The sequence below is a fragment of the Stutzerimonas chloritidismutans AW-1 genome (assembly GCF_000495915.1).
Taxonomy (GTDB): Bacteria; Pseudomonadota; Gammaproteobacteria; order Pseudomonadales; family Pseudomonadaceae; genus Stutzerimonas; species Stutzerimonas chloritidismutans.
On record NZ_AOFQ01000050.1, the window covers coordinates 90,452 to 106,943 of the forward strand.

Annotated in this window: 18 protein-coding genes; 4 read left to right on the top strand and 14 right to left on the bottom strand. The window is 62.3% G+C overall.

Going from position 1 to position 16,492, the window contains the following annotated elements; genetic code table 11:
• The first annotated feature begins 6 nt into the window (after positions 1 to 6).
• A complete protein-coding gene (locus F753_RS40420; protein WP_023445964.1) occupies positions 7 to 420 on the top strand; it encodes a type IV pilin protein in 414 nt (137 codons plus the stop codon).
• 71 nt (positions 421 to 491) lie between these two features.
• Here F753_RS40420 and ispH read toward each other — a convergent pair whose 3' ends face one another.
• From ispH to murJ, 6 genes are all read right to left on the bottom strand, one after another.
• Positions 492 to 1,436: a 4-hydroxy-3-methylbut-2-enyl diphosphate reductase gene (gene ispH / locus F753_RS40425; protein WP_023445965.1), complete on the bottom strand. Its 945-nt coding sequence runs from the start codon at positions 1,434 to 1,436 to the stop codon at positions 492 to 494.
• Between the two features lie 124 nt (positions 1,437 to 1,560).
• Positions 1,561 to 1,998 (bottom strand): FKBP-type peptidyl-prolyl cis-trans isomerase, encoded by a 438-nt coding sequence (locus F753_RS40430; RefSeq protein ID WP_023445966.1) that lies wholly within the window; start codon positions 1,996 to 1,998, stop codon positions 1,561 to 1,563.
• Positions 1,991 to 2,494: a signal peptidase II gene (gene lspA, locus F753_RS40435; RefSeq protein WP_023445967.1), complete on the bottom strand. Its 504-nt coding sequence runs from the start codon at positions 2,492 to 2,494 to the stop codon at positions 1,991 to 1,993. Before lspA ends, F753_RS40430 begins: the two co-directional genes overlap by 8 nt.
• 111 nt (positions 2,495 to 2,605) lie before the next feature.
• Positions 2,606 to 5,437 (bottom strand): isoleucine--tRNA ligase, encoded by a 2,832-nt coding sequence (ileS, locus tag F753_RS40440; RefSeq protein ID WP_023445968.1) that lies wholly within the window; start codon positions 5,435 to 5,437, stop codon positions 2,606 to 2,608.
• 1 nt (position 5,438) lies between these two features.
• On the bottom strand, positions 5,439 to 6,389 hold the full coding sequence (ribF, locus tag F753_RS40445) for a bifunctional riboflavin kinase/FAD synthetase (protein WP_023445969.1): 951 nt from the start codon (positions 6,387 to 6,389) through the stop codon (positions 5,439 to 5,441).
• Between the two features lie 84 nt (positions 6,390 to 6,473).
• Complete coding sequence (gene murJ, locus F753_RS40450) at positions 6,474 to 8,021, bottom strand: murein biosynthesis integral membrane protein MurJ (RefSeq protein WP_023445970.1); 1,548 nt, start codon at positions 8,019 to 8,021, stop codon at positions 6,474 to 6,476.
• 222 nt (positions 8,022 to 8,243) lie between these two features.
• Here murJ and rpsT point away from each other — a divergent pair, with 222 nt between their 5' ends.
• Positions 8,244 to 8,522 (top strand): 30S ribosomal protein S20, encoded by a 279-nt coding sequence (gene rpsT, locus F753_RS40455; protein ID WP_003288018.1) that lies wholly within the window; start codon positions 8,244 to 8,246, stop codon positions 8,520 to 8,522.
• Between the two features lie 84 nt (positions 8,523 to 8,606).
• Here the strand turns inward: rpsT and F753_RS40460 are convergent, their stop codons facing one another.
• The 5 genes from F753_RS40460 to rplU all read right to left on the bottom strand — a co-directional run bounded on the left by F753_RS40460 (position 8,607) and on the right by rplU (position 12,289).
• Positions 8,607 to 9,065: a CreA family protein gene (locus F753_RS40460; RefSeq protein WP_031298001.1), complete on the bottom strand. Its 459-nt coding sequence runs from the start codon at positions 9,063 to 9,065 to the stop codon at positions 8,607 to 8,609.
• Positions 9,066 to 9,072: 7 nt separating this feature from the next.
• Positions 9,073 to 10,191 carry a glutamate 5-kinase gene (proB, locus tag F753_RS40465; protein WP_023445972.1) on the bottom strand — a complete coding sequence of 373 codons (1,119 nt, stop codon included), beginning with the start codon at positions 10,189 to 10,191 and terminating at the stop codon, positions 9,073 to 9,075.
• A 105-nt stretch (positions 10,192 to 10,296) separates the two neighbouring features.
• Entirely contained in the window at positions 10,297 to 11,514 is a 1,218-nt protein-coding gene (gene cgtA / locus F753_RS40470) for an Obg family GTPase CgtA (RefSeq protein WP_003292363.1), read from the bottom strand.
• 169 nt (positions 11,515 to 11,683) lie between these two features.
• The gene (gene rpmA / locus F753_RS40475; RefSeq protein WP_003292362.1) at positions 11,684 to 11,941 is read right to left on the bottom strand and encodes a 50S ribosomal protein L27; all 258 of its coding nucleotides are present in this window, start codon (positions 11,939 to 11,941) and stop codon (positions 11,684 to 11,686) included.
• Between the two features lie 36 nt (positions 11,942 to 11,977).
• The gene (rplU, locus tag F753_RS40480) at positions 11,978 to 12,289 is read right to left on the bottom strand and encodes a 50S ribosomal protein L21 (protein WP_003292361.1); all 312 of its coding nucleotides are present in this window, start codon (positions 12,287 to 12,289) and stop codon (positions 11,978 to 11,980) included.
• Between the two features lie 241 nt (positions 12,290 to 12,530).
• Here rplU and F753_RS40485 point away from each other — a divergent pair, with 241 nt between their 5' ends.
• Positions 12,531 to 13,499: a polyprenyl synthetase family protein gene (locus F753_RS40485; RefSeq protein WP_023445973.1), complete on the top strand. Its 969-nt coding sequence runs from the start codon at positions 12,531 to 12,533 to the stop codon at positions 13,497 to 13,499.
• Between the two features lie 148 nt (positions 13,500 to 13,647).
• A complete protein-coding gene (locus tag F753_RS40490; protein ID WP_003302130.1) occupies positions 13,648 to 13,875 on the top strand; it encodes a PA4570 family protein in 228 nt (75 codons plus the stop codon).
• Positions 13,876 to 13,991: 116 nt separating this feature from the next.
• Here the strand turns inward: F753_RS40490 and bamJ are convergent, their stop codons facing one another.
• From bamJ to F753_RS40500, 3 genes are all read right to left on the bottom strand, one after another.
• Positions 13,992 to 14,609 carry a BamJ family beta-barrel-assembly machinery protein gene (gene bamJ, locus F753_RS40495; RefSeq protein ID WP_014821449.1) on the bottom strand — a complete coding sequence of 206 codons (618 nt, stop codon included), beginning with the start codon at positions 14,607 to 14,609 and terminating at the stop codon, positions 13,992 to 13,994.
• 96 nt (positions 14,610 to 14,705) lie between these two features.
• Positions 14,706 to 14,846, bottom strand: a complete 141-nt coding sequence (locus F753_RS49190) for a DUF2256 domain-containing protein (protein ID WP_080902094.1) — start codon at positions 14,844 to 14,846, stop codon at positions 14,706 to 14,708.
• Entirely contained in the window at positions 14,843 to 16,378 is a 1,536-nt protein-coding gene (locus F753_RS40500; protein ID WP_023445974.1) for a cryptochrome/photolyase family protein, read from the bottom strand. Before F753_RS40500 ends, F753_RS49190 begins: the two co-directional genes overlap by 4 nt.
• Positions 16,379 to 16,492 lie beyond the last annotated feature (114 nt).

Here is a 16,492-nt window from a genome sequence, read left to right on the forward strand (position 1 = left end):
CAGTCCATGAAGCGTGCTCAACGTGGTGTCACCCTGATTGAACTCATGATAGTGGTCGCCATCATCGGCATTCTGGCCGCAATCGCCTATCCGAGCTACGAGGAATATGTGAAGCGCGGTAACCGCACCGAAGGCCAGACCCTGCTGAGCGAGGCATCTGCTCGGCAGGAACGCTACTTCGGTCAGAACAATGCTTATGTGACCACCGATGCAGACATCGCCAAACTGGGCCTGAGGAACGGGAACACATCGGAAACGGGTAAGTACACGCTTTCCGTAGGCATTGAAAACGATGACGGAGGCTACACGCTGACGGCAGAACAGGAGTTCGGCGATACCAAATGCGGCAATCTCACGCTGAATGCCCTTGGCATGAAAGGGAATACTGGTAGCGAGAGCGCAGAAGAATGTTGGCGCTAAGCTAAAGCGCGCCTTTTTCTCGATAAAAAGGGGCCGCCAAAGCCCCTTTCCGCAAGCCGCTCAGAACGAAGTCAAAGAGCCTTCACCCGAAGCTCCTTCGGCATCGAGAACGTCACGTTCTCGGGACGTCCATCGAGCTCATCCATGTCAGTCACCCCCCATGCACGGAGCTGGTCGATCACCCCACGCACCAGCACCTCAGGCGCTGATGCACCTGCGGTGATACCGATACGCTCGATGTTCTCGAACCATTCGCGCTTGAGGTCTTCGGCGCCATCGATGAGGTAGGCCGGGGTGTTCATGCGCTCGGCCAGCTCACGCAGACGGTTGGAGTTGGAGCTGTTGGGACTGCCAACCACCAGTACCACATCACACTCATCGGCCAGTTGCTTCACCGCATCCTGGCGATTCTGGGTGGCGTAGCAGATGTCATCCTTGCGCGGGCCGCCGATGCTTGGAAATTTGCTGCGCAGCGCGTCGATGACGCGACTGGTGTCATCCATGGACAGCGTGGTCTGGGTGACGAAGGCCAGCGCCTCGGGATTGCGCACCTGCAGCCTGGCCACATCGTCCTCGTCTTCCACCAGGTAAATCGCGCCGCCGTTGCGCGGGTCGTACTGCCCCATGGTGCCTTCCACTTCCGGATGGCCCTGGTGACCGATCAGGATGCATTCACGCCCATCACCGCTGTACTTGGCGACCTCCAGATGCACCTTGGTCACCAGCGGACAGGTGGCATCGAAGACCTTCAATCCGCGCTGCTCGGCTTCCTGCCGTACCGCCTGGGAAACGCCATGGGCGCTGAAGATGACGATCACGTTGTCTGGCACCTGGTCCAGTTCCTCGACGAAAACCGCGCCACGCGCGCGCAGGTCTTCCACGACGAACTTGTTGTGCACCACTTCATGCCGCACGTAGATTGGCGGCCCGAAGACTTCCAGAGCCCGATTGACGATCTCGATGGCGCGATCTACACCCGCGCAGAAGCCGCGAGGGTTGGCGAGTTTGATTTGCATGGTGAGTCTCGGCACGCGAAAGCTTGATGACGGGAGAGTGTAACGTGATCCTGCACGGACATTCGCTGATGCCCTGGATCGGCCAGCGGCTACCCAAAAGGCACCCGCCTGGCCTGCAATCCGGTTACACCGGTTTGACGTCGATGATTTCGACTTCGAAGGTCAGGGTCTTGCCGGCCAGGGGATGGTTGAAGTCAACGGTGACCTGGTTGTCGTCGAACGCCTTCACCACACCCGGCAGTTCGGTGCGCGCCGCATCCTGAAAGCTCACCATCAGGCCCTCGGAAAGCTCCATCCCGGCGAACTGGCCACGCGGCATGACCTGCACATTCTGCGGATTCGGCTGGCCGAAGCCCTGCTCCGGCGCGACCTGCAGGGTACGCTTGTCGCCGGCCTTCAGCCCATAGAGCTGCTGCTCGAAACCCGGCAGCAGGTTGCCGTCACCGACCGTGAAGGTGGCTGGCTTCTTGTCGAACGTGCTGTCGACCAGCTCGCCCGTCTCCAGGCCGAGCGCGAAATGCAGGGTGACTTCCTTGTCCGGCCCAATGCGCTGTTCAGTCATGTGCGGATTCTCCGGTCTTGTTGCTCTTGAACATGTCCAGCGCCAGCATCACGGCGCCGACGGTGATGGCGCTATCGGCGATGTTGAACGCCGGGAAATACCAGCGGTTCTGCCAATGCACCAGAATGAAATCGACCACGTGACCCAGGACCACGCGGTCATAGAGATTGCCCAGCGCGCCACCGAGAACCAGCGCCAACGCCACCGCCAGCCAGGTTTCACTGGCCTTCAGACGCTTGAGCCAGATCACCAGCACGATGCTCACACCGATCGCGATCAGCGCGAACAGCCAGCGCTGCCAGCCACTATGGTCGGCCAGGAAACTGAACGCTGCCCCGGTGTTGTAGGCCAGGGTCCAGGCAAAGTAGCCCGGAATCACGTCCATCTTCTGATACAGGCTGAAGTTGGCCTCGAAGTAATGCTTGGTCGCCTGATCGAAGGCGATTACCAGCACGCTGAGCCACAGCCAGGCGAGTCTGCCGAAACGCGCACTCATGCAGTTGCCTCCGCTGGAACACCGCGCGGTAGGGTGGGCTTTAGCCCACCGAGACTGAAGGCAGCATCGTGATGGTGGGCTGAAGCCCACCCTACGATCGTACGCAGAGGTTCACGCATAGTGACGGACCTCACCGGCGCCTTCGATATTTTCCACGCAGCGACCGCAGATTTCCGGGTGCTCGGCATGGCTGCCAACGTCCGGCAAATGGTGCCAGCAACGGCCGCACTTGCTGTGCCCGGTTTTCTTGACCAGCAGCTTGAGCCCGGCCAGTTCGCTATCCACGGCCTCGGCAGGCGCCTGGGCCAGAGGTGCGATGTCGACGGCCGAAGTGATCAGCACGAAGCGCAGCTCGTTGCCCAGCCTGGCCAGCTCCGCAGCCAGCGCTTCTTCTGCATACAGCGTGACTTCCGCTTGCAGGTTGCCGCCAATGGTTTTCGCCGCACGCTGGTTTTCCAGCTCCTTGTTCACCGCGCTCTTGACCGCCATGACCTTGTCCCAGAAGGCGCGATCCAGCTCGGCGCTTTGTGGCAGCTCGGTCAGGCCCGCGTACCAGGTGTTGAGCATCACCGACTCGTTGCGCTCGCCCGGCAGGTACTGCCAGATCTCCTCGGCGGTGAATGCCAGGATCGGCGCGATCCAGCGCACCAGCGCTTCGGCGATGTGATACAGCGCAGTCTGGCAGGAACGACGCGGCAGGCTGTTCGCACCAGTGGTGTACTGGCGGTCCTTGATGATGTCCAGATAGAAGCCGCCCAACTCCTGAACGCAGAAGTTGTGCACCTTCTGGTAGACGTTCCAGAAACGGTAGGTGGTGTAAGCCTCCTCGATCTCGCGCTGCAGCAGCAGCGCACGGTCGATGGCCCAGCGATCCAACGCGATCAGCTGATCGTTCGGCACCATGTGCTGTGCCGGATCGAAGCCGTCGAGGTTGGAGAGCAGGAAGCGCGCGGTATTGCGGATGCGGCGGTAGGCATCGGCGCTGCGCTGCAGGATCTGCTTGGACACCGCCATCTCGCCGGAGTAGTCGGTGGCCGAAACCCACAGACGCAGGATATCGGCGCCCATGCTGTCGGTGATTTCCTGCGGCGCGATCACGTTGCCGAGGGACTTGGACATCTTGCGGCCGTTCTCGTCCACGGTGAAACCGTGGGTCAGCAGGCCCTTGTACGGTGCATGACCATCGATGGCTGCGCCAGTCAGCAGCGAGGAATGGAACCAGCCGCGATGCTGGTCGGAACCTTCCAGATACAGGTCTGCGCGCGGGCCCTGATCGTGCCCCATCGGGTGCGAACCGCGCATCACGTGCCAATGGGTAGTGCCGGAATCGAACCAGACATCCAGGGTGTCGCTGATCTTTTCGTACTGTGCCGCTTCGTCGCCCAGCAGCTCGCTCTCGTCCAGCTTCGACCAGGCCTCGATGCCGCCCTGCTCGACGCGCTGCGCCACCGCTTCCATCAGCTCGACGGTACGCGGATGCAGCTCACCGCTTTCCTTGTGCAGGAAGAACGGGATCGGCACGCCCCAGGTACGCTGGCGCGAGATGCACCAGTCCGGACGCCCGGCGATCATGCCATGCAGGCGCGCCTGGCCCCAGGCTGGAACAAATTCGGTCTGTTCGATGGCGTCCAGCGCGCGACGGCGCAGCGAGCTGCCATCGTGGGCGACCTTGTCCATGCCGACGAACCACTGCGCGGTGGCGCGGTAGATCAGCGGCGTCTTGTGTCGCCAGCAGTGCATGTAGCTGTGCTGGATTGACTCGTGCTTGAGCAGCGCGCCGACCTCGGCGAGCTTCTCGACGATGGCCGGGTTGGCCTTCCAGATGAACTGGCCGCCGAAGAACGGCAGGTCAGGGACATAGACGCCGTTGCTCTGCACCGGACCGAGAATGTCGTCATTCTCCATGCCGTAGTGCTTGCAGGAGCGGAAGTCGTCTTCACCATAGGCAGGCGCCGAGTGGACGATGCCGGTACCGGCACCGGTTTCGACGTATTCGGCCAGGTACACGGGAGCGAAGCGCTCGTAGAACGGATGGCAGAAGCGGATCAACTCCAGCGCCCTGCCTTCGCAACGGGCGATGATCTCGCCGGACAGGCCGTAGCGCTGCAGGCAGGACTCGACCAGCTCCTCGGCCAGCACCAGCAGACGCTCGCCGGTGTCGACCAGCGCATAGACGAACTCGGGGTGCACGTTCAGCGCCTGGTTGGCCGGGATGGTCCAGGGCGTGGTGGTCCAGATGACGATGCTGGCGCGTTTGGCCAGGCGATCGAGACCGAACGCGGCGGCCAGCTTGTCGGCGTCCTCGACCTCGAAGGCGACGTCGATGGCATCGGACTTCTTGTCCTGGTATTCGACCTCCGCTTCGGCCAGTGCCGAGCCGCAGTCGAAGCACCAGTTCACCGGTTTCAGGCCCTTGAAGACGAAGCCGCCCTCGACCAGCTTCGCCAGGGCACGGATCTCGCCGGCCTCGTTGACGAAATCCATGGTTTTGTACGGATTGTCCCAATCGCCGAGCACACCGAGACGGATGAAGTCGGCCTTCTGCCCTTCGATCTGCTCGGCCGCGTAGGCGCGGCAGCGCTCGCGGGTCAGGTCGGCGGGCTGGTTCTTGCCGAAGGTGGTCTCGACCTTGTGCTCGATCGGCAGGCCATGGCAATCCCAGCCCGGCACGTAGGGCGCGTCGAAACCGGCCAGCGTGCGTGAGCGGACGATCATGTCCTTGATCACCTTGTTCACCGCATGACCGATGTGAATGTTGCCGTTGGCGTACGGCGGGCCGTCGTGCAGGACGAATTTCGGGCGACCTTCGCCGATCTGCCGCAGCTTCCGGTACAGGTCAATGCTGTTCCAGCGCTGCAGAATCTCCGGCTCGCGCTGTGGCAGACCGGCCTTCATCGGAAATGCCGTGGACGGCAGATTGAGGGTCGCTTTGTAATCGGTCATTTCAGTCCTGACTCGTCATAAGGGGTGAAGCCCGCCAATAATCGCGGGCAGCGGCGATATCCGCATCGATCGCCGTCTTGAGCGCCTCCAGCGAGGCGAAGCGCTGCTCGTCGCGCAGCTTGCGATGGAAGGTGACCTGTACCAGACGCCCGTACAGGTCACCCTGGTAATCGAGCAGATGCACTTCCAGATGGGGCCTGCCGTCGCTCTCGACCGAGGGCCGCATGCCGATGTTGGCCACGCCCGCCAGCGCTATGCCTTCCAGCTCGAGCGTGACGACGAAGACGCCACTGAGCGGCGTGTTGCGGCGCTTGAGTTGCACATTGGCCGTTGGAGCACCCAGCTGGCGCCCCAGCTTCTGCCCATGCATGACCCGGCCGGTGATGCCGAACGGTCGGCCAAGCAGGGCTTCGGCCAGCACCAGATCGCCTTCGGCCAATACCTGGCGCAATCGTGTGCTGCTGACCCGCTCGCCATCCACCTCGATGGTCGTGGCCGCCTCGACGGTGAAGCCTTCGGCAGCGCCGGCCTTGAGCAGGAAATCGAAATCCCCGGCACGGTCACAGCCGAAACGGAAATCGTCGCCGACCTCCAGATGCTGCACCCCAAGCCCCTCCACCAACGTGGCGTGGACGAATTCCGCGGCGCTCAGCTCACGCAGCCGGCGGTTGAAGGCCAGGCACAGCACCAGATCGACGCCCTGCTCGCTCAACAACTGCAGCTTTTCACGCAACCGGGTCAGACGCGCAGGCGCCTTGTCCGGCGAAAAGAATTCACGCGGTTGCGGCTCGAAGATCACCACGCAACTGGGCAAACCCAGCTCGGCCGCACGCTCGCGCAAACGCGCCAGGATGGCCTGATGCCCCCGGTGCACGCCGTCGAAATTGCCGATGGTGGCGACGCAGCCCCGATGTCGGGGGCGCAGGTTGTGAAGGCCTCGAACCAGCTGCATACCGCACTTCTTGCTTGAAAAGTGGCCGATTATACGCATGTGCCGAGCATCCCGGACAGGTTTGCATCGGCCCGACAGCATCGATCAATGCCGCAAATGTCGCGGCCGCAACCCTGTCAGCAGGAGTCCGCCGGCAAATGCCGCCAAGCCGGCGCAGACCAGCAATCCCAGCTGCAGCGCCCGCTGCTGCCAGCCCCAGGCGAACCACTCCTGCGCAGGCACATTGAGCCACCAGACCACCGCCACCATCGCCGCGCAGGCCGCCGCCAGGCGCAGGCCGAACAGCCACCAGCCAGGTGCCGGCCGATAAACGCCGATCTTGTAAAGCCCCCAGAACAGCAGCACGGCATTGAGCATGGACGACAACGATGTCGCCAGGGCGAGCCCCACATGCTGCAGCGGCCAGATCAGGATCAGGTTCATCACCATATTCGCCACCATGCAGATCACGGCGACACGCACGGGTGTCTTCAGGTCCTGGCGCGCGAAGAAGCCAGGCGCAAGCACCTTGATCAGCATGAAAGCCAGCACGCCCAGCGAATAGGCCTGCAGCGCCCTGGCCGACTGCACCACCGCCTCCTCGCTCATGGCACCGTAATAGAACAGGCTGGCGATCATCGGCTCGGCGAGAATGCCTAGCGCCAGCGCAGCCGGCACACCGACCAGCAGCACCATGCGCAATGCCCAGTCGAGCGTCGCGGAAAATGCCTTCGGGTCCTCACCCGCATGCTGGCGCGACAGACTCGGCAGGATCACCGTGCCGATGGCGATGCCGAAGGCGCCCAGCGGCAACTCGGACAGGCGGTCGGCGTAATACAGCCAGGACACACTGCCGGTCTGCAGAAAGGACGCCAGTACGGTATCGAGCAGCAGGTTGATCTGGCTGACCGATACGCCGAACAGCGCCGGCACCATCAACAGCATGATGCGCCGCACACCCTCGTCACCCCGCTTGACTCGCGGCCGGGGCAACAGGCCCAACTTGGCGACGTACGGCAGCTGGAAGGCCAGCTGTGCAAAGCCGGCGATGAACACCCCCCAGGCCAGCGCCATGATCGGCTGATCGAAATACGGCGTGAGGAATAACGCCGAGGCGATCATGCAGACATTCAGCAACACGGGCGTGAAGCCGGGCACCGCAAAATGCCCATAGCTGTTGAGCACGCCAGAGGTGAAGGCGGTCAGCGAGATCAGCATCAGATAGGGGAAGGTTATGCGCAGCAGCTCGCCAGCCAGTTGCATCTTCGCCGGATCGTCATGGAAGCCCGGCGCGAAGACCATCACCACATAGGGCGCGAACAGCACACCCAGCGCAGTCAGTCCCGCAAGCATGAGCCCCAGCATACCGGCGGTGCGATCCACCAACTGCTTGACCTCGGCCAGCGAGCGCCTGGTGCGATATTCCGACAACACCGGCACGAAGGCCTGGGCGAACGCCCCCTCGGCGAACAGCCGACGCAGGAAGTTGGGAATCTTGAATGCGATGAAGAAGGCGTCAGCCGCGGCACCAGAACCGAAGTAGCTGGCGACGACCATATCGCGTACCATGCCCAGCACGCGCGACAGCAGGGTCATGACACTGACCACCGCGCTGGAACGCAACAATCCGCCCTTGCCGGTTTTTTCGGACATTTGTCTTCCTAGAATTGCAGCGAGATTGATCGACCGAGCGCTCGGCGCCGGCCGGATCGATGGCCAGTTACGACACGAAAAGAGGCGGCGAGTTTAGCCGCAGCCCTTCTGTCCGACCAGCTTCTCAAGCCGTTCGACCAGGCTTGACAAGCGACCTTCGCGTCGGCATGATTCGCGGCCTTATTTGCTTTGCAATCCCCCACGTTTTCGAGGAGTTCGACGGTGGCCAACAGCCCTTCCGCCAAAAAACGCGCAATTCAGGCTGAGAAGCGTCGCAGCCACAACGCCAGCTTGCGCTCCATGGTTCGTACCTACATCAAGAATGTGGTCAAGGCCATCGACGCCAAAGACCTGGACAAGGCCCGCGCAGCCTACACTGCAGCCGTACCGGTCATTGACCGCATGGCTGACAAAGGCATCATCCACAAGAACAAAGCTGCTCGTCACAAGAGCCGCCTGAACGGCCACATCAAGGCCCTCGGCGAAGCTGCTGCAGCCTAACTGCAGGTTCTTGTAAAAAAACCGGCCTAGCGCCGGTTTTTTTGTGCCTGCTTTTCTGCCCCCGACGGATCGAGACGACTGTGGCTATTGCGCCCCCGGCCAGGGCAGGATCGGAATCGCCGTCACCGCATTCTGCGGACTGCCCTCGATGACACGGTCACTGTAGACGAGATAGACCAGCGTATTGCGCGACTCATCGAAGAACCGCACCACCTGCATGGTCTTGAAGACGAGCGACGTGCGCTCCTTGAAGACCACATCGCCATCCTCGAGCTTGCCATTGATGCGAATGGGCCCGACCTGGCGACAGGCAATGGAGGCTTCCGCGCGATCCTCGGCCAAGCCCAGGCCACCCTTGATACCACCGGTCTTGGCGCGCGACAGATAGCAGGTCACGCCTTCAACCAAGGGATCATCGAACGCCTCGACCACGATCTTGTGGTTCGGCCCGAGCCACTTGAACACGGTATCCACTTCGCCGACCTGCTCGGCCAATGCCGGCTGAGCCAATCCCAGCATCAAAGCCATCGCTACCAGACGCATCATCACATCAGACCAGAATCATGTTGTCGCGATGGATCAGCTCCGGCTCGTCAACATAGCCAAGCAGCTTCTCGATCTCGTCGGACGGCCGCCCCAGAATCCGCTGCGCCTCGGCCGCACTGTAGTTGACCAGGCCGCGGGCAACCTCGGCACCCTGCGGCCCGACACAGACCACCATCTCGCCACGACGAAACGCCCCCTGCACCGCCTTCACCCCGACCGGAAGCAGGCTGCGATTACCCTGGCGCAGCGCGTGCACCGCGCCATCATCCAGAGTCAGCGTGCCACGCGTCTGCAGGTGCCCGGCGAGCCATTGCTTGCGCGCCGCATGCCGACTGCACTCGGGAGCCAGCAACGTACCCAGACGCTCACCCGCCTTGAGCCGCGCCAGCACCTGCTCGATCCGCCCACCCACGATCACCGTATGCGCACCAGAGCGCGCCGCCAGACGAGCCGCACGCAACTTGGTCTGCATGCCGCCGCGACCCAACGCCCCACCAGTACCGCCCGCCACCGCATCCAGTGACGGATCATCGGCCCGAGCCTCACTGATGAGCTGTGCATCGGGATTGAGACGAGGATCGGCATCGAACATGCCATCCCTGTCGGTCAGGATGACCAGCAGATCAGCCTCGACCAGATTGGCGACCAGCGCGGCAAGGGTATCGTTGTCACCGAAGCGGATCTCGTCGGTGACAACGGTGTCGTTCTCATTGATGACCGGAATGACACCGAGATCGATGAGCGTACGCAGCGTGCTACGCGCATTGAGGTAGCGCTTGCGATCGGACAGATCGTCGTGAGTGACCAGGATCTGCGCCGTCTGCTGATCGCAGCGCGCAAAACTCGACTCCCAGGCACGGATCAGCCCCATCTGCCCTACCGCAGCCGCAGCCTGCAGTTCATGGACCGCCCTGGGACGAGAAACCCAGCCAAGACGACTCATGCCCGCGGCGACGGCGCCCGAAGAGACCAGCACGAGCTCCACACCTGCCGCACGCAACGCCACCATCTGGTCGACCCAGACGGCCATGGCATCCTGGTCGAGCCCGCGCCCATCGGCAGTCAACAGCGCACTGCCAATCTTCACTACCCAGCGCCGCGCGCCGCTCACCTTGTCCCGCATCGTTCCCGCCTTCTATTCGGCCAAAACACTTTCGGATCGGACTGCACACGAGCCAGCCCACCGACCACCCGCATGACCAGGCCGCGCAGCGGCCCGGCACTCGAATCAGCGAACGTAGATGATCTCGGCACCATCCTCGTCGTCGTCATCATCGTCGAAGTCATCGTCATCCACCTCGTCGACGGCCTTGACACCCGCGCGCCGCAGCGCGCGCTGATCGTCGAGCTCCTGCAGCCGGGCCCGAGCCTCGTCTTCGATCTGACGATCCAGCTCAGCCAGGGCCTCGGCGTACTCGGGCTCCTCGGCGATGCGCAAGGTGCGCTCATCCAGGTAGCGCATGATGGCCTGACTCAGCGCCTCGGTACCCTCACTTTCAAGCGCCGAGATGACGAATACCGGACCCTTCCAGTCCAGACGCTCGACCACCTGCCGGACACGCTGCTCACGCTCGTCTTCCAGGAGCTGATCAGCCTTGTTCAACACCAGCCAGCGGTCGCGCTGCGTCAGCGCCGGGCTGAATTTCTCCAGCTCATGCAGGATCACCTCCGCCGCATCGGCCGGATCGCCACCATCCAATGGCGCCATGTCGACGAGATGCAACAGCAGGCGAGTCCGTGCCAGGTGCTTCAGAAAGCGAATACCCAGCCCCGCACCCTCGGCCGCACCCTCGATGAGACCGGGAATGTCGGCGATCACGAAACTCTTGTAACGCCCGACACTGACCACGCCGAGATTCGGTACCAGCGTGGTGAAAGGATAATCGGCCACCTTCGGCTTGGCCGCCGACACCGAACGAATGAAGGTACTCTTGCCGGCATTCGGCAGCCCCAGCAAACCGACATCTGCCAAGACCTTCAATTCCAGCTTGAGGTCACGCGCATCGCCCGGCTTGCCTGGCGTGGTCTGTCGCGGCGCCCGATTGGTGCTGGACTTGAAGCGCGTATTGCCCAACCCGTGCCAGCCACCCTGCGCCACCAGCAGGCGCTGCCCGGCCTTGGTCAGATCACCCATGATCTCCTGGGTAGCGGCATCGATCACGGTGGTACCGACCGGCACCGGCAGGATCAGATCGTCGCCCTTGGCACCGGTGCAGTCGGTGCTGCCACCCTTCTGCCCGTTCTGCGCATTGAAGCGACGGGTATAGCGGTAGTCCACCAGGGTATTGAGGTTCTCATCGGCCTCCAGGTACACCGAGCCGCCGTCGCCGCCGTCGCCGCCGTTGGGACCACCCTTTTCGATGAACTTCTCACGACGAAAGCTCATCATGCCGTTGCCGCCGTCGCCGGCCTTTACAAAAATCGATACTTCATCGACGAATTTCATGGGAACGCCTCCCGTCGCAGGACGGGCTTAAGAAACAAGAAACGTAAGGGTCTTGCAAAAAACCCAGCGAAAACTGAATGAGCACCGAGCAGTTCTTTGCAAGAGCCTCACAGGATACAGAAACAAAAAAGCCCCGTCGCATGACAGGGCTTCTTCAGCAACGCCGCAGTTAGGCTGCGACGACGCTCACGTAGCGACGGCCGAAAGCGCCCTTCACTTCGAACTTGACCACACCTTCGACCTTGGCGAAGAGAGTGTGATCCTTACCCATGCCAACGCCGTAACCGGCATGGAACTGGGTGCCGCGCTGACGCACGATGATGTTGCCGGCCTTGATGACCTGGCCGCCATACATCTTCACGCCAAGGCGTTTGGCTTCTGAGTCGCGACCGTTGCGGGTAGAACCGCCAGCTTTTTTGTGTGCCATGAGTTCAATACTCCTGTAGGGGGATTCAGGCCCAGATTAGCCCTGAATACCGGTGATTTTGACCTCAGTGAACCACTGACGGTGGCCCTGACGCTTCATGTGGTGCTTACGACGGCGGAACTTGATGATGGTCACCTTGTCGTGGCGGCCCTGGGCAACCACTTCGGCAGTGACTTTGGCACCATCGACCACCGGAGCACCGATCTTCACATCGTCGCCGTTGCCGATCAGCAGAACGCGGTCGAAAGTGACAGCTTCGCCAGTCGCAACTTCGAGTTTTTCAATCTTGAGGTATTCGCCTTCGGCAACCTTGTATTGCTTGCCGCCGGTAACGATAACTGCGTACATCTCGTATCTCCGTTGATCCTGCTCACCCAGCGCTTTGAAAGAATGATTAGTGGCTGGCATGGCTGCATGGGGCCGGAAGTTGACGCCCGTGCAATTGCGTAAGGCAGGGAAATGCCCAGGGGGAAGTTCAGGGTCCGCGATTGTACGCATGCGGCACACCCCGCGCAATAGCCAACGGGCGTTGCCTTGACAGTGCCAGACCCGCCCCCTAGCATGCCGCGCAATCTGCGAGGAGTCCCCGATGCAACCCCAGCCTTTCTATCAAGTTGTGGCGGACGATTTTGCCGCTGTCGACGGCATAATCCGCAAGCAACTGACTTCGCGCGTCCCTCTGGTGGAAAAGATCGGGGATTACATCACGTCGGCTGGCGGCAAACGCCTGCGTCCGCTGCTGGTGCTGCTCAGCGGCAGTGCGCTCGGTCATCAGGGCGACCAGTTGCGCCTGCTTGCCGCCATCATCGAGTTCTTGCACACCTCGACCCTGCTTCACGACGATGTCGTCGACATGTCCGGCATGCGTCGCGGCCGCTCCACCGCCAACGCCCTGTGGGGCAATGCGCCCAGCGTGCTGGTCGGCGACTTTCTATATGCACGCTCGTTCGAAATGATGGTGGAACTGGATTCCATGCCGGTGATGCGCATCATATCGCAGGCGACTCGCGTCATCGCCGAGGGCGAGGTCCTGCAGCTGTCCAAGGTACGCGACGCCAGCACTACCGAAGAAATCTACATGGAAGTCATCCGCGGCAAGACCGCCATGCTCTTCGAAGCCTCGACGCATAGTGCGGCCACCCTGGCCGGTGCCAGCGACGAACAGCGCGAGGCGCTGCGCACCTTCGGCGATCACCTCGGCATCGCCTTCCAACTGGTCGACGACCTGCTCGACTATCAGGGCGACGCAGAGACGCTCGGCAAGAACGTCGGCGACGATCTCGCCGAAGGCAAGCCTACCCTTCCGCTGATCTACACCATGCGCGAAGGTACCACCGAACAGGCCGCTCTGGTGCGCAAAGCCATCCAGAAAGGCGGCCTCGAAGACCTGGAAAGCATCCGCGCCGCTGTCGAGGCATCAGGTGCGCTGGACTACACCGCCAAGCTTGCCCGCGACTATGCCGAACGCGCTATTGCCTGCCTCGAAGTGATCCCCGCCAATCAGTATCGCGATGCCCTGGTCGAGCTTTGCCGCTTCGCCGTAGCGCGCACCCACTGACACCCCAGCAATGTCGACGCTGCGCTTCGAGCGCAGCCTTCACCCCGCCCGTTGACCCCTCACCTCCACCCTCATCAGGGGAATATTTGCGCTTGCATATTTGCAAATAACAATTATTCTCATTACGAGAATGAATTGGAGGTGACTCATGACTTATCTGATAGATGCCTGGCTGGATCGCCCGCAACCCTACCTGCGCATACTCGACCGGAATACCGGCGCCGTATGCGTTTCACTCGAAGGGGATGCACTGGAAGAGTTGCGAGAACAAGGTGATCTCGATGTGCAGGAGTTGAGCACGAGTGAACCCTGCGTGCTCAAGGAACAGGTTCGAAACCTGTTCCTCTTCAGCTATGCCCGCGCGCTGCGGCCCTGACCAGTACGTAATACCGAGATCGAGAGCCGCACACGGGCAAGCGGTCAGGGCTCACCAGCAGCTTGTCGGTAACCGATTAGTCGCCGACCACAGACGCTACGCCCCAGCAGCCGGACTCAGAGCACGTCCAGCAGTTCGACGTCGAATACCAGCGTGCTGTGCGGCGGGATACTGCCAACGCCCTGAGCACCATAGGCCAGCTCGCTCGGCACATACAGGCGCCACTTGCTGCCGGCATTCATCAGCTGTAGCGCTTCGGTCCAGCCGGCGATCACGCCGCCTACCGGGAACTCGGCAGGCTGGCCACGCTGGTAGGAGCTGTCGAACACACTGCCGTCGATCAGCGTGCCGTGGTAATGCGTGCGCACACTGTCCTCGCGAGACGGTTTGGCGCCCTCACCGGTCGTCAGCACTTCGTATTGCAGACCCGACTCCAGCACCACAACGCCTTCGCGCTTGGCATTCTCGACAAGGAAGGCACGACCTTCTGCTGCGGCAGCTTCGGCTTTCTGCTGCGCCTCGGCCTGCATGCGCTCGCGGATCACCGCGAAGCTGGCGTTCAGCGCTTCCGGGCTGACCTGGCTGGCAACACCGGCAAACGCATCACGAATACCGGCGATCACCGCATCGAGACTGACGCCCGGCGGGGGATTGTCACGCAGCTGGTCGCCCAGCTGGCGGCCGATGCCGTAGCTCACACGGGTTTCGTCAGTGGATAGATTGAGGTCGGTCATGCCGGGCTCCGAGAGGAAAAAAGGTCGGCCAGCCTAGCACAGCTGAAGCGAGCGGACGCAGCCACCCATACCGCATTGCCGCCGGCAGTGCCTCCATTACCTGCCCTGCCGATTGCGCCGACAGCGTTCGGAGCAATAACGCACCTCATCCCAGCAGCGCGACCACTTCTTTCGCCAGGCAAACGGCAAGTTGCAGGCGGCACAGCACTTGAATGGCAGGTCCGCTTTCCTTCTCACAGCGCGTCCTCGGCATCCAGCCGCGCCAGCAGCGACTCGCCACGCTCCCACAGCGCCTGCTGCTTGCTGCCTTCCATGCGCGCGAGGTTGCGATAGACCATGCTCATCCGCGGATTACCCTGCAACTGCTCGCGGTGGCGCATGAGAAAGTGCCAGTACAACGCGTTGAACGGGCAGGCATCGTCTGTCGTGCTCTCGCGCACCTTGTAAGAGCAATCCTGACAATAGTTGGACATGCGTTTGATGTACTGGCCACTGGCACAGTAGGGCTTGGAGCCCAGGTAGCCGCCGTCGGCGTGCAGCACCATGCCCAGCACGTTGGGCAGTTCCACCCAGTCGAACGCATCCATATAGACCGCCAGGTACCAATCGCACAGCGCGGGCGGTGCGATGCCAGCGAGCAGCGCGAAATTACCGGTCACCATCAGCCGCTGGATATGGTGAGCGTAAGCATGCTCCAGCGTCTGCCCGATCACCTGGCGCATGCAGTTCATGCGCGTCTGCCCGGTCCAGTAGAACCCCGGCAGCGGCCTGGAATTGCCGAGGGCATTGCGTTGCGCATAGTCAGGCATCTGCAACCAATAGATACCGCGCACATACTCACGCCAGCCAATCAACTGGCGAATGAAGCCCTCGGCAGCGTTCAGCCCGACTCGCCCCTGCCGGTAGGCCGCATCCACGTCATCACACAGGCGGCGCAGGTCAAGCAGGCCGACGTTGAGCGCGGCGCCGACGCGCGCATGGAACAGGAACGGTTCGCCGCTGGCCATGGCGTCCTGGTAGTCACCGAAAGCGGCCAAGCCGAAATCGAGAAAATGCAGCCAGAGCTGTTCGGCCTCGGCGTGGGTGACGGGGTAATCGAAGCCGTCCAGACGGCCGTAGTGATGCGCGAAATGCGCGCTCACCAACGCCTGCACAGCGCGCGTGGTTTCGTCAGCGGCGAAGCGCAAGGTGATCGGGCCGTGCAATCCGCGTGGCAGCGGCTTGCGGTTGTCCGTATCGAGATTCCATACACCGCCCTCCGGTGTGCCATCCGGATTCAGCAGAAGGCCCGTTTGGCGACGCATCTCGCGATAGAAGAACTCCATGCGCAGCTGTCGCTTGCCACTGGCCCAACCGGCGAACCCGGTCCGCGAGCAGAGGAAGCGGCGGTCGGCATGCCAGGTGATCGAAAGCCCACTGCTCTTGAGCGCCTGTTCGACCCGCCAGTCACCGGCCTCGGTGACATGGATTTCGTCAGGTCGATACCATGCGGCGAAGCGCGCCAGCTCCCCGGCCAGCGAACCGCTGTTGGCAGGATCGTCGAGTGTCACGTAATCCACCGTGATTCCGCGTTTGCGCAACGCCTCAGCGAAGTGCCGCATGGCGCTGAACAGAAAGATGATCTTCTGCGGGTGATGCGGGACGTGTCCGGCTTCTTCAGCGACCTCAGCGAGCAGCACCCGGTCACGCGTCGGATCGAGCCCATCCAGGGCGGAGAGCTCGAAGCTCAACTGGTCGCCGAGCACCAGGCGCAGTGCGGCGACGCTCACGACCAGTTCTCTTGATGCTTACCGAACAGGGCGCTACCGACGCGCCTGCCGCCGGCCGTCACCACTGGGACCGCATGCCGACCGGCACGCGCAACGGCTCCCCCACCCCCCCCC

What these genes read in the sequence shown, in the direction of transcription:
- F753_RS40420 (WP_023445964.1), top strand. Translation starts at nt 7, where the DNA reads ATGAAGCGTGCTCAACGTGGTGTCACCCTGATTGAACTCATGATAGTG.
- ispH (WP_023445965.1), bottom strand. Translation starts at nt 1,436, where the DNA reads ATGCAAATCAAACTCGCCAACCCTCGCGGCTTCTGCGCGGGTGTAGAT.
- F753_RS40430 (WP_023445966.1), bottom strand. Translation starts at nt 1,998, where the DNA reads ATGACTGAACAGCGCATTGGGCCGGACAAGGAAGTCACCCTGCATTTC.
- lspA (WP_023445967.1), bottom strand. Translation starts at nt 2,494, where the DNA reads ATGAGTGCGCGTTTCGGCAGACTCGCCTGGCTGTGGCTCAGCGTGCTG.
- ileS (WP_023445968.1), bottom strand. Translation starts at nt 5,437, where the DNA reads ATGACCGATTACAAAGCGACCCTCAATCTGCCGTCCACGGCATTTCCG.
- ribF (WP_023445969.1), bottom strand. Translation starts at nt 6,389, where the DNA reads ATGCAGCTGGTTCGAGGCCTTCACAACCTGCGCCCCCGACATCGGGGC.
- murJ (WP_023445970.1), bottom strand. Translation starts at nt 8,021, where the DNA reads ATGTCCGAAAAAACCGGCAAGGGCGGATTGTTGCGTTCCAGCGCGGTG.
- F753_RS40460 (WP_031298001.1), bottom strand. Translation starts at nt 9,065, where the DNA reads ATGCGTCTGGTAGCGATGGCTTTGATGCTGGGATTGGCTCAGCCGGCA.
- proB (WP_023445972.1), bottom strand. Translation starts at nt 10,191, where the DNA reads ATGCGGGACAAGGTGAGCGGCGCGCGGCGCTGGGTAGTGAAGATTGGC.
- cgtA (WP_003292363.1), bottom strand. Translation starts at nt 11,514, where the DNA reads ATGAAATTCGTCGATGAAGTATCGATTTTTGTAAAGGCCGGCGACGGC.
- rpmA (WP_003292362.1), bottom strand. Translation starts at nt 11,941, where the DNA reads ATGGCACACAAAAAAGCTGGCGGTTCTACCCGCAACGGTCGCGACTCA.
- rplU (WP_003292361.1), bottom strand. Translation starts at nt 12,289, where the DNA reads ATGTACGCAGTTATCGTTACCGGCGGCAAGCAATACAAGGTTGCCGAA.
- F753_RS40485 (WP_023445973.1), top strand. Translation starts at nt 12,531, where the DNA reads ATGCAACCCCAGCCTTTCTATCAAGTTGTGGCGGACGATTTTGCCGCT.
- F753_RS40490 (WP_003302130.1), top strand. Translation starts at nt 13,648, where the DNA reads ATGACTTATCTGATAGATGCCTGGCTGGATCGCCCGCAACCCTACCTG.
- bamJ (WP_014821449.1), bottom strand. Translation starts at nt 14,609, where the DNA reads ATGACCGACCTCAATCTATCCACTGACGAAACCCGTGTGAGCTACGGC.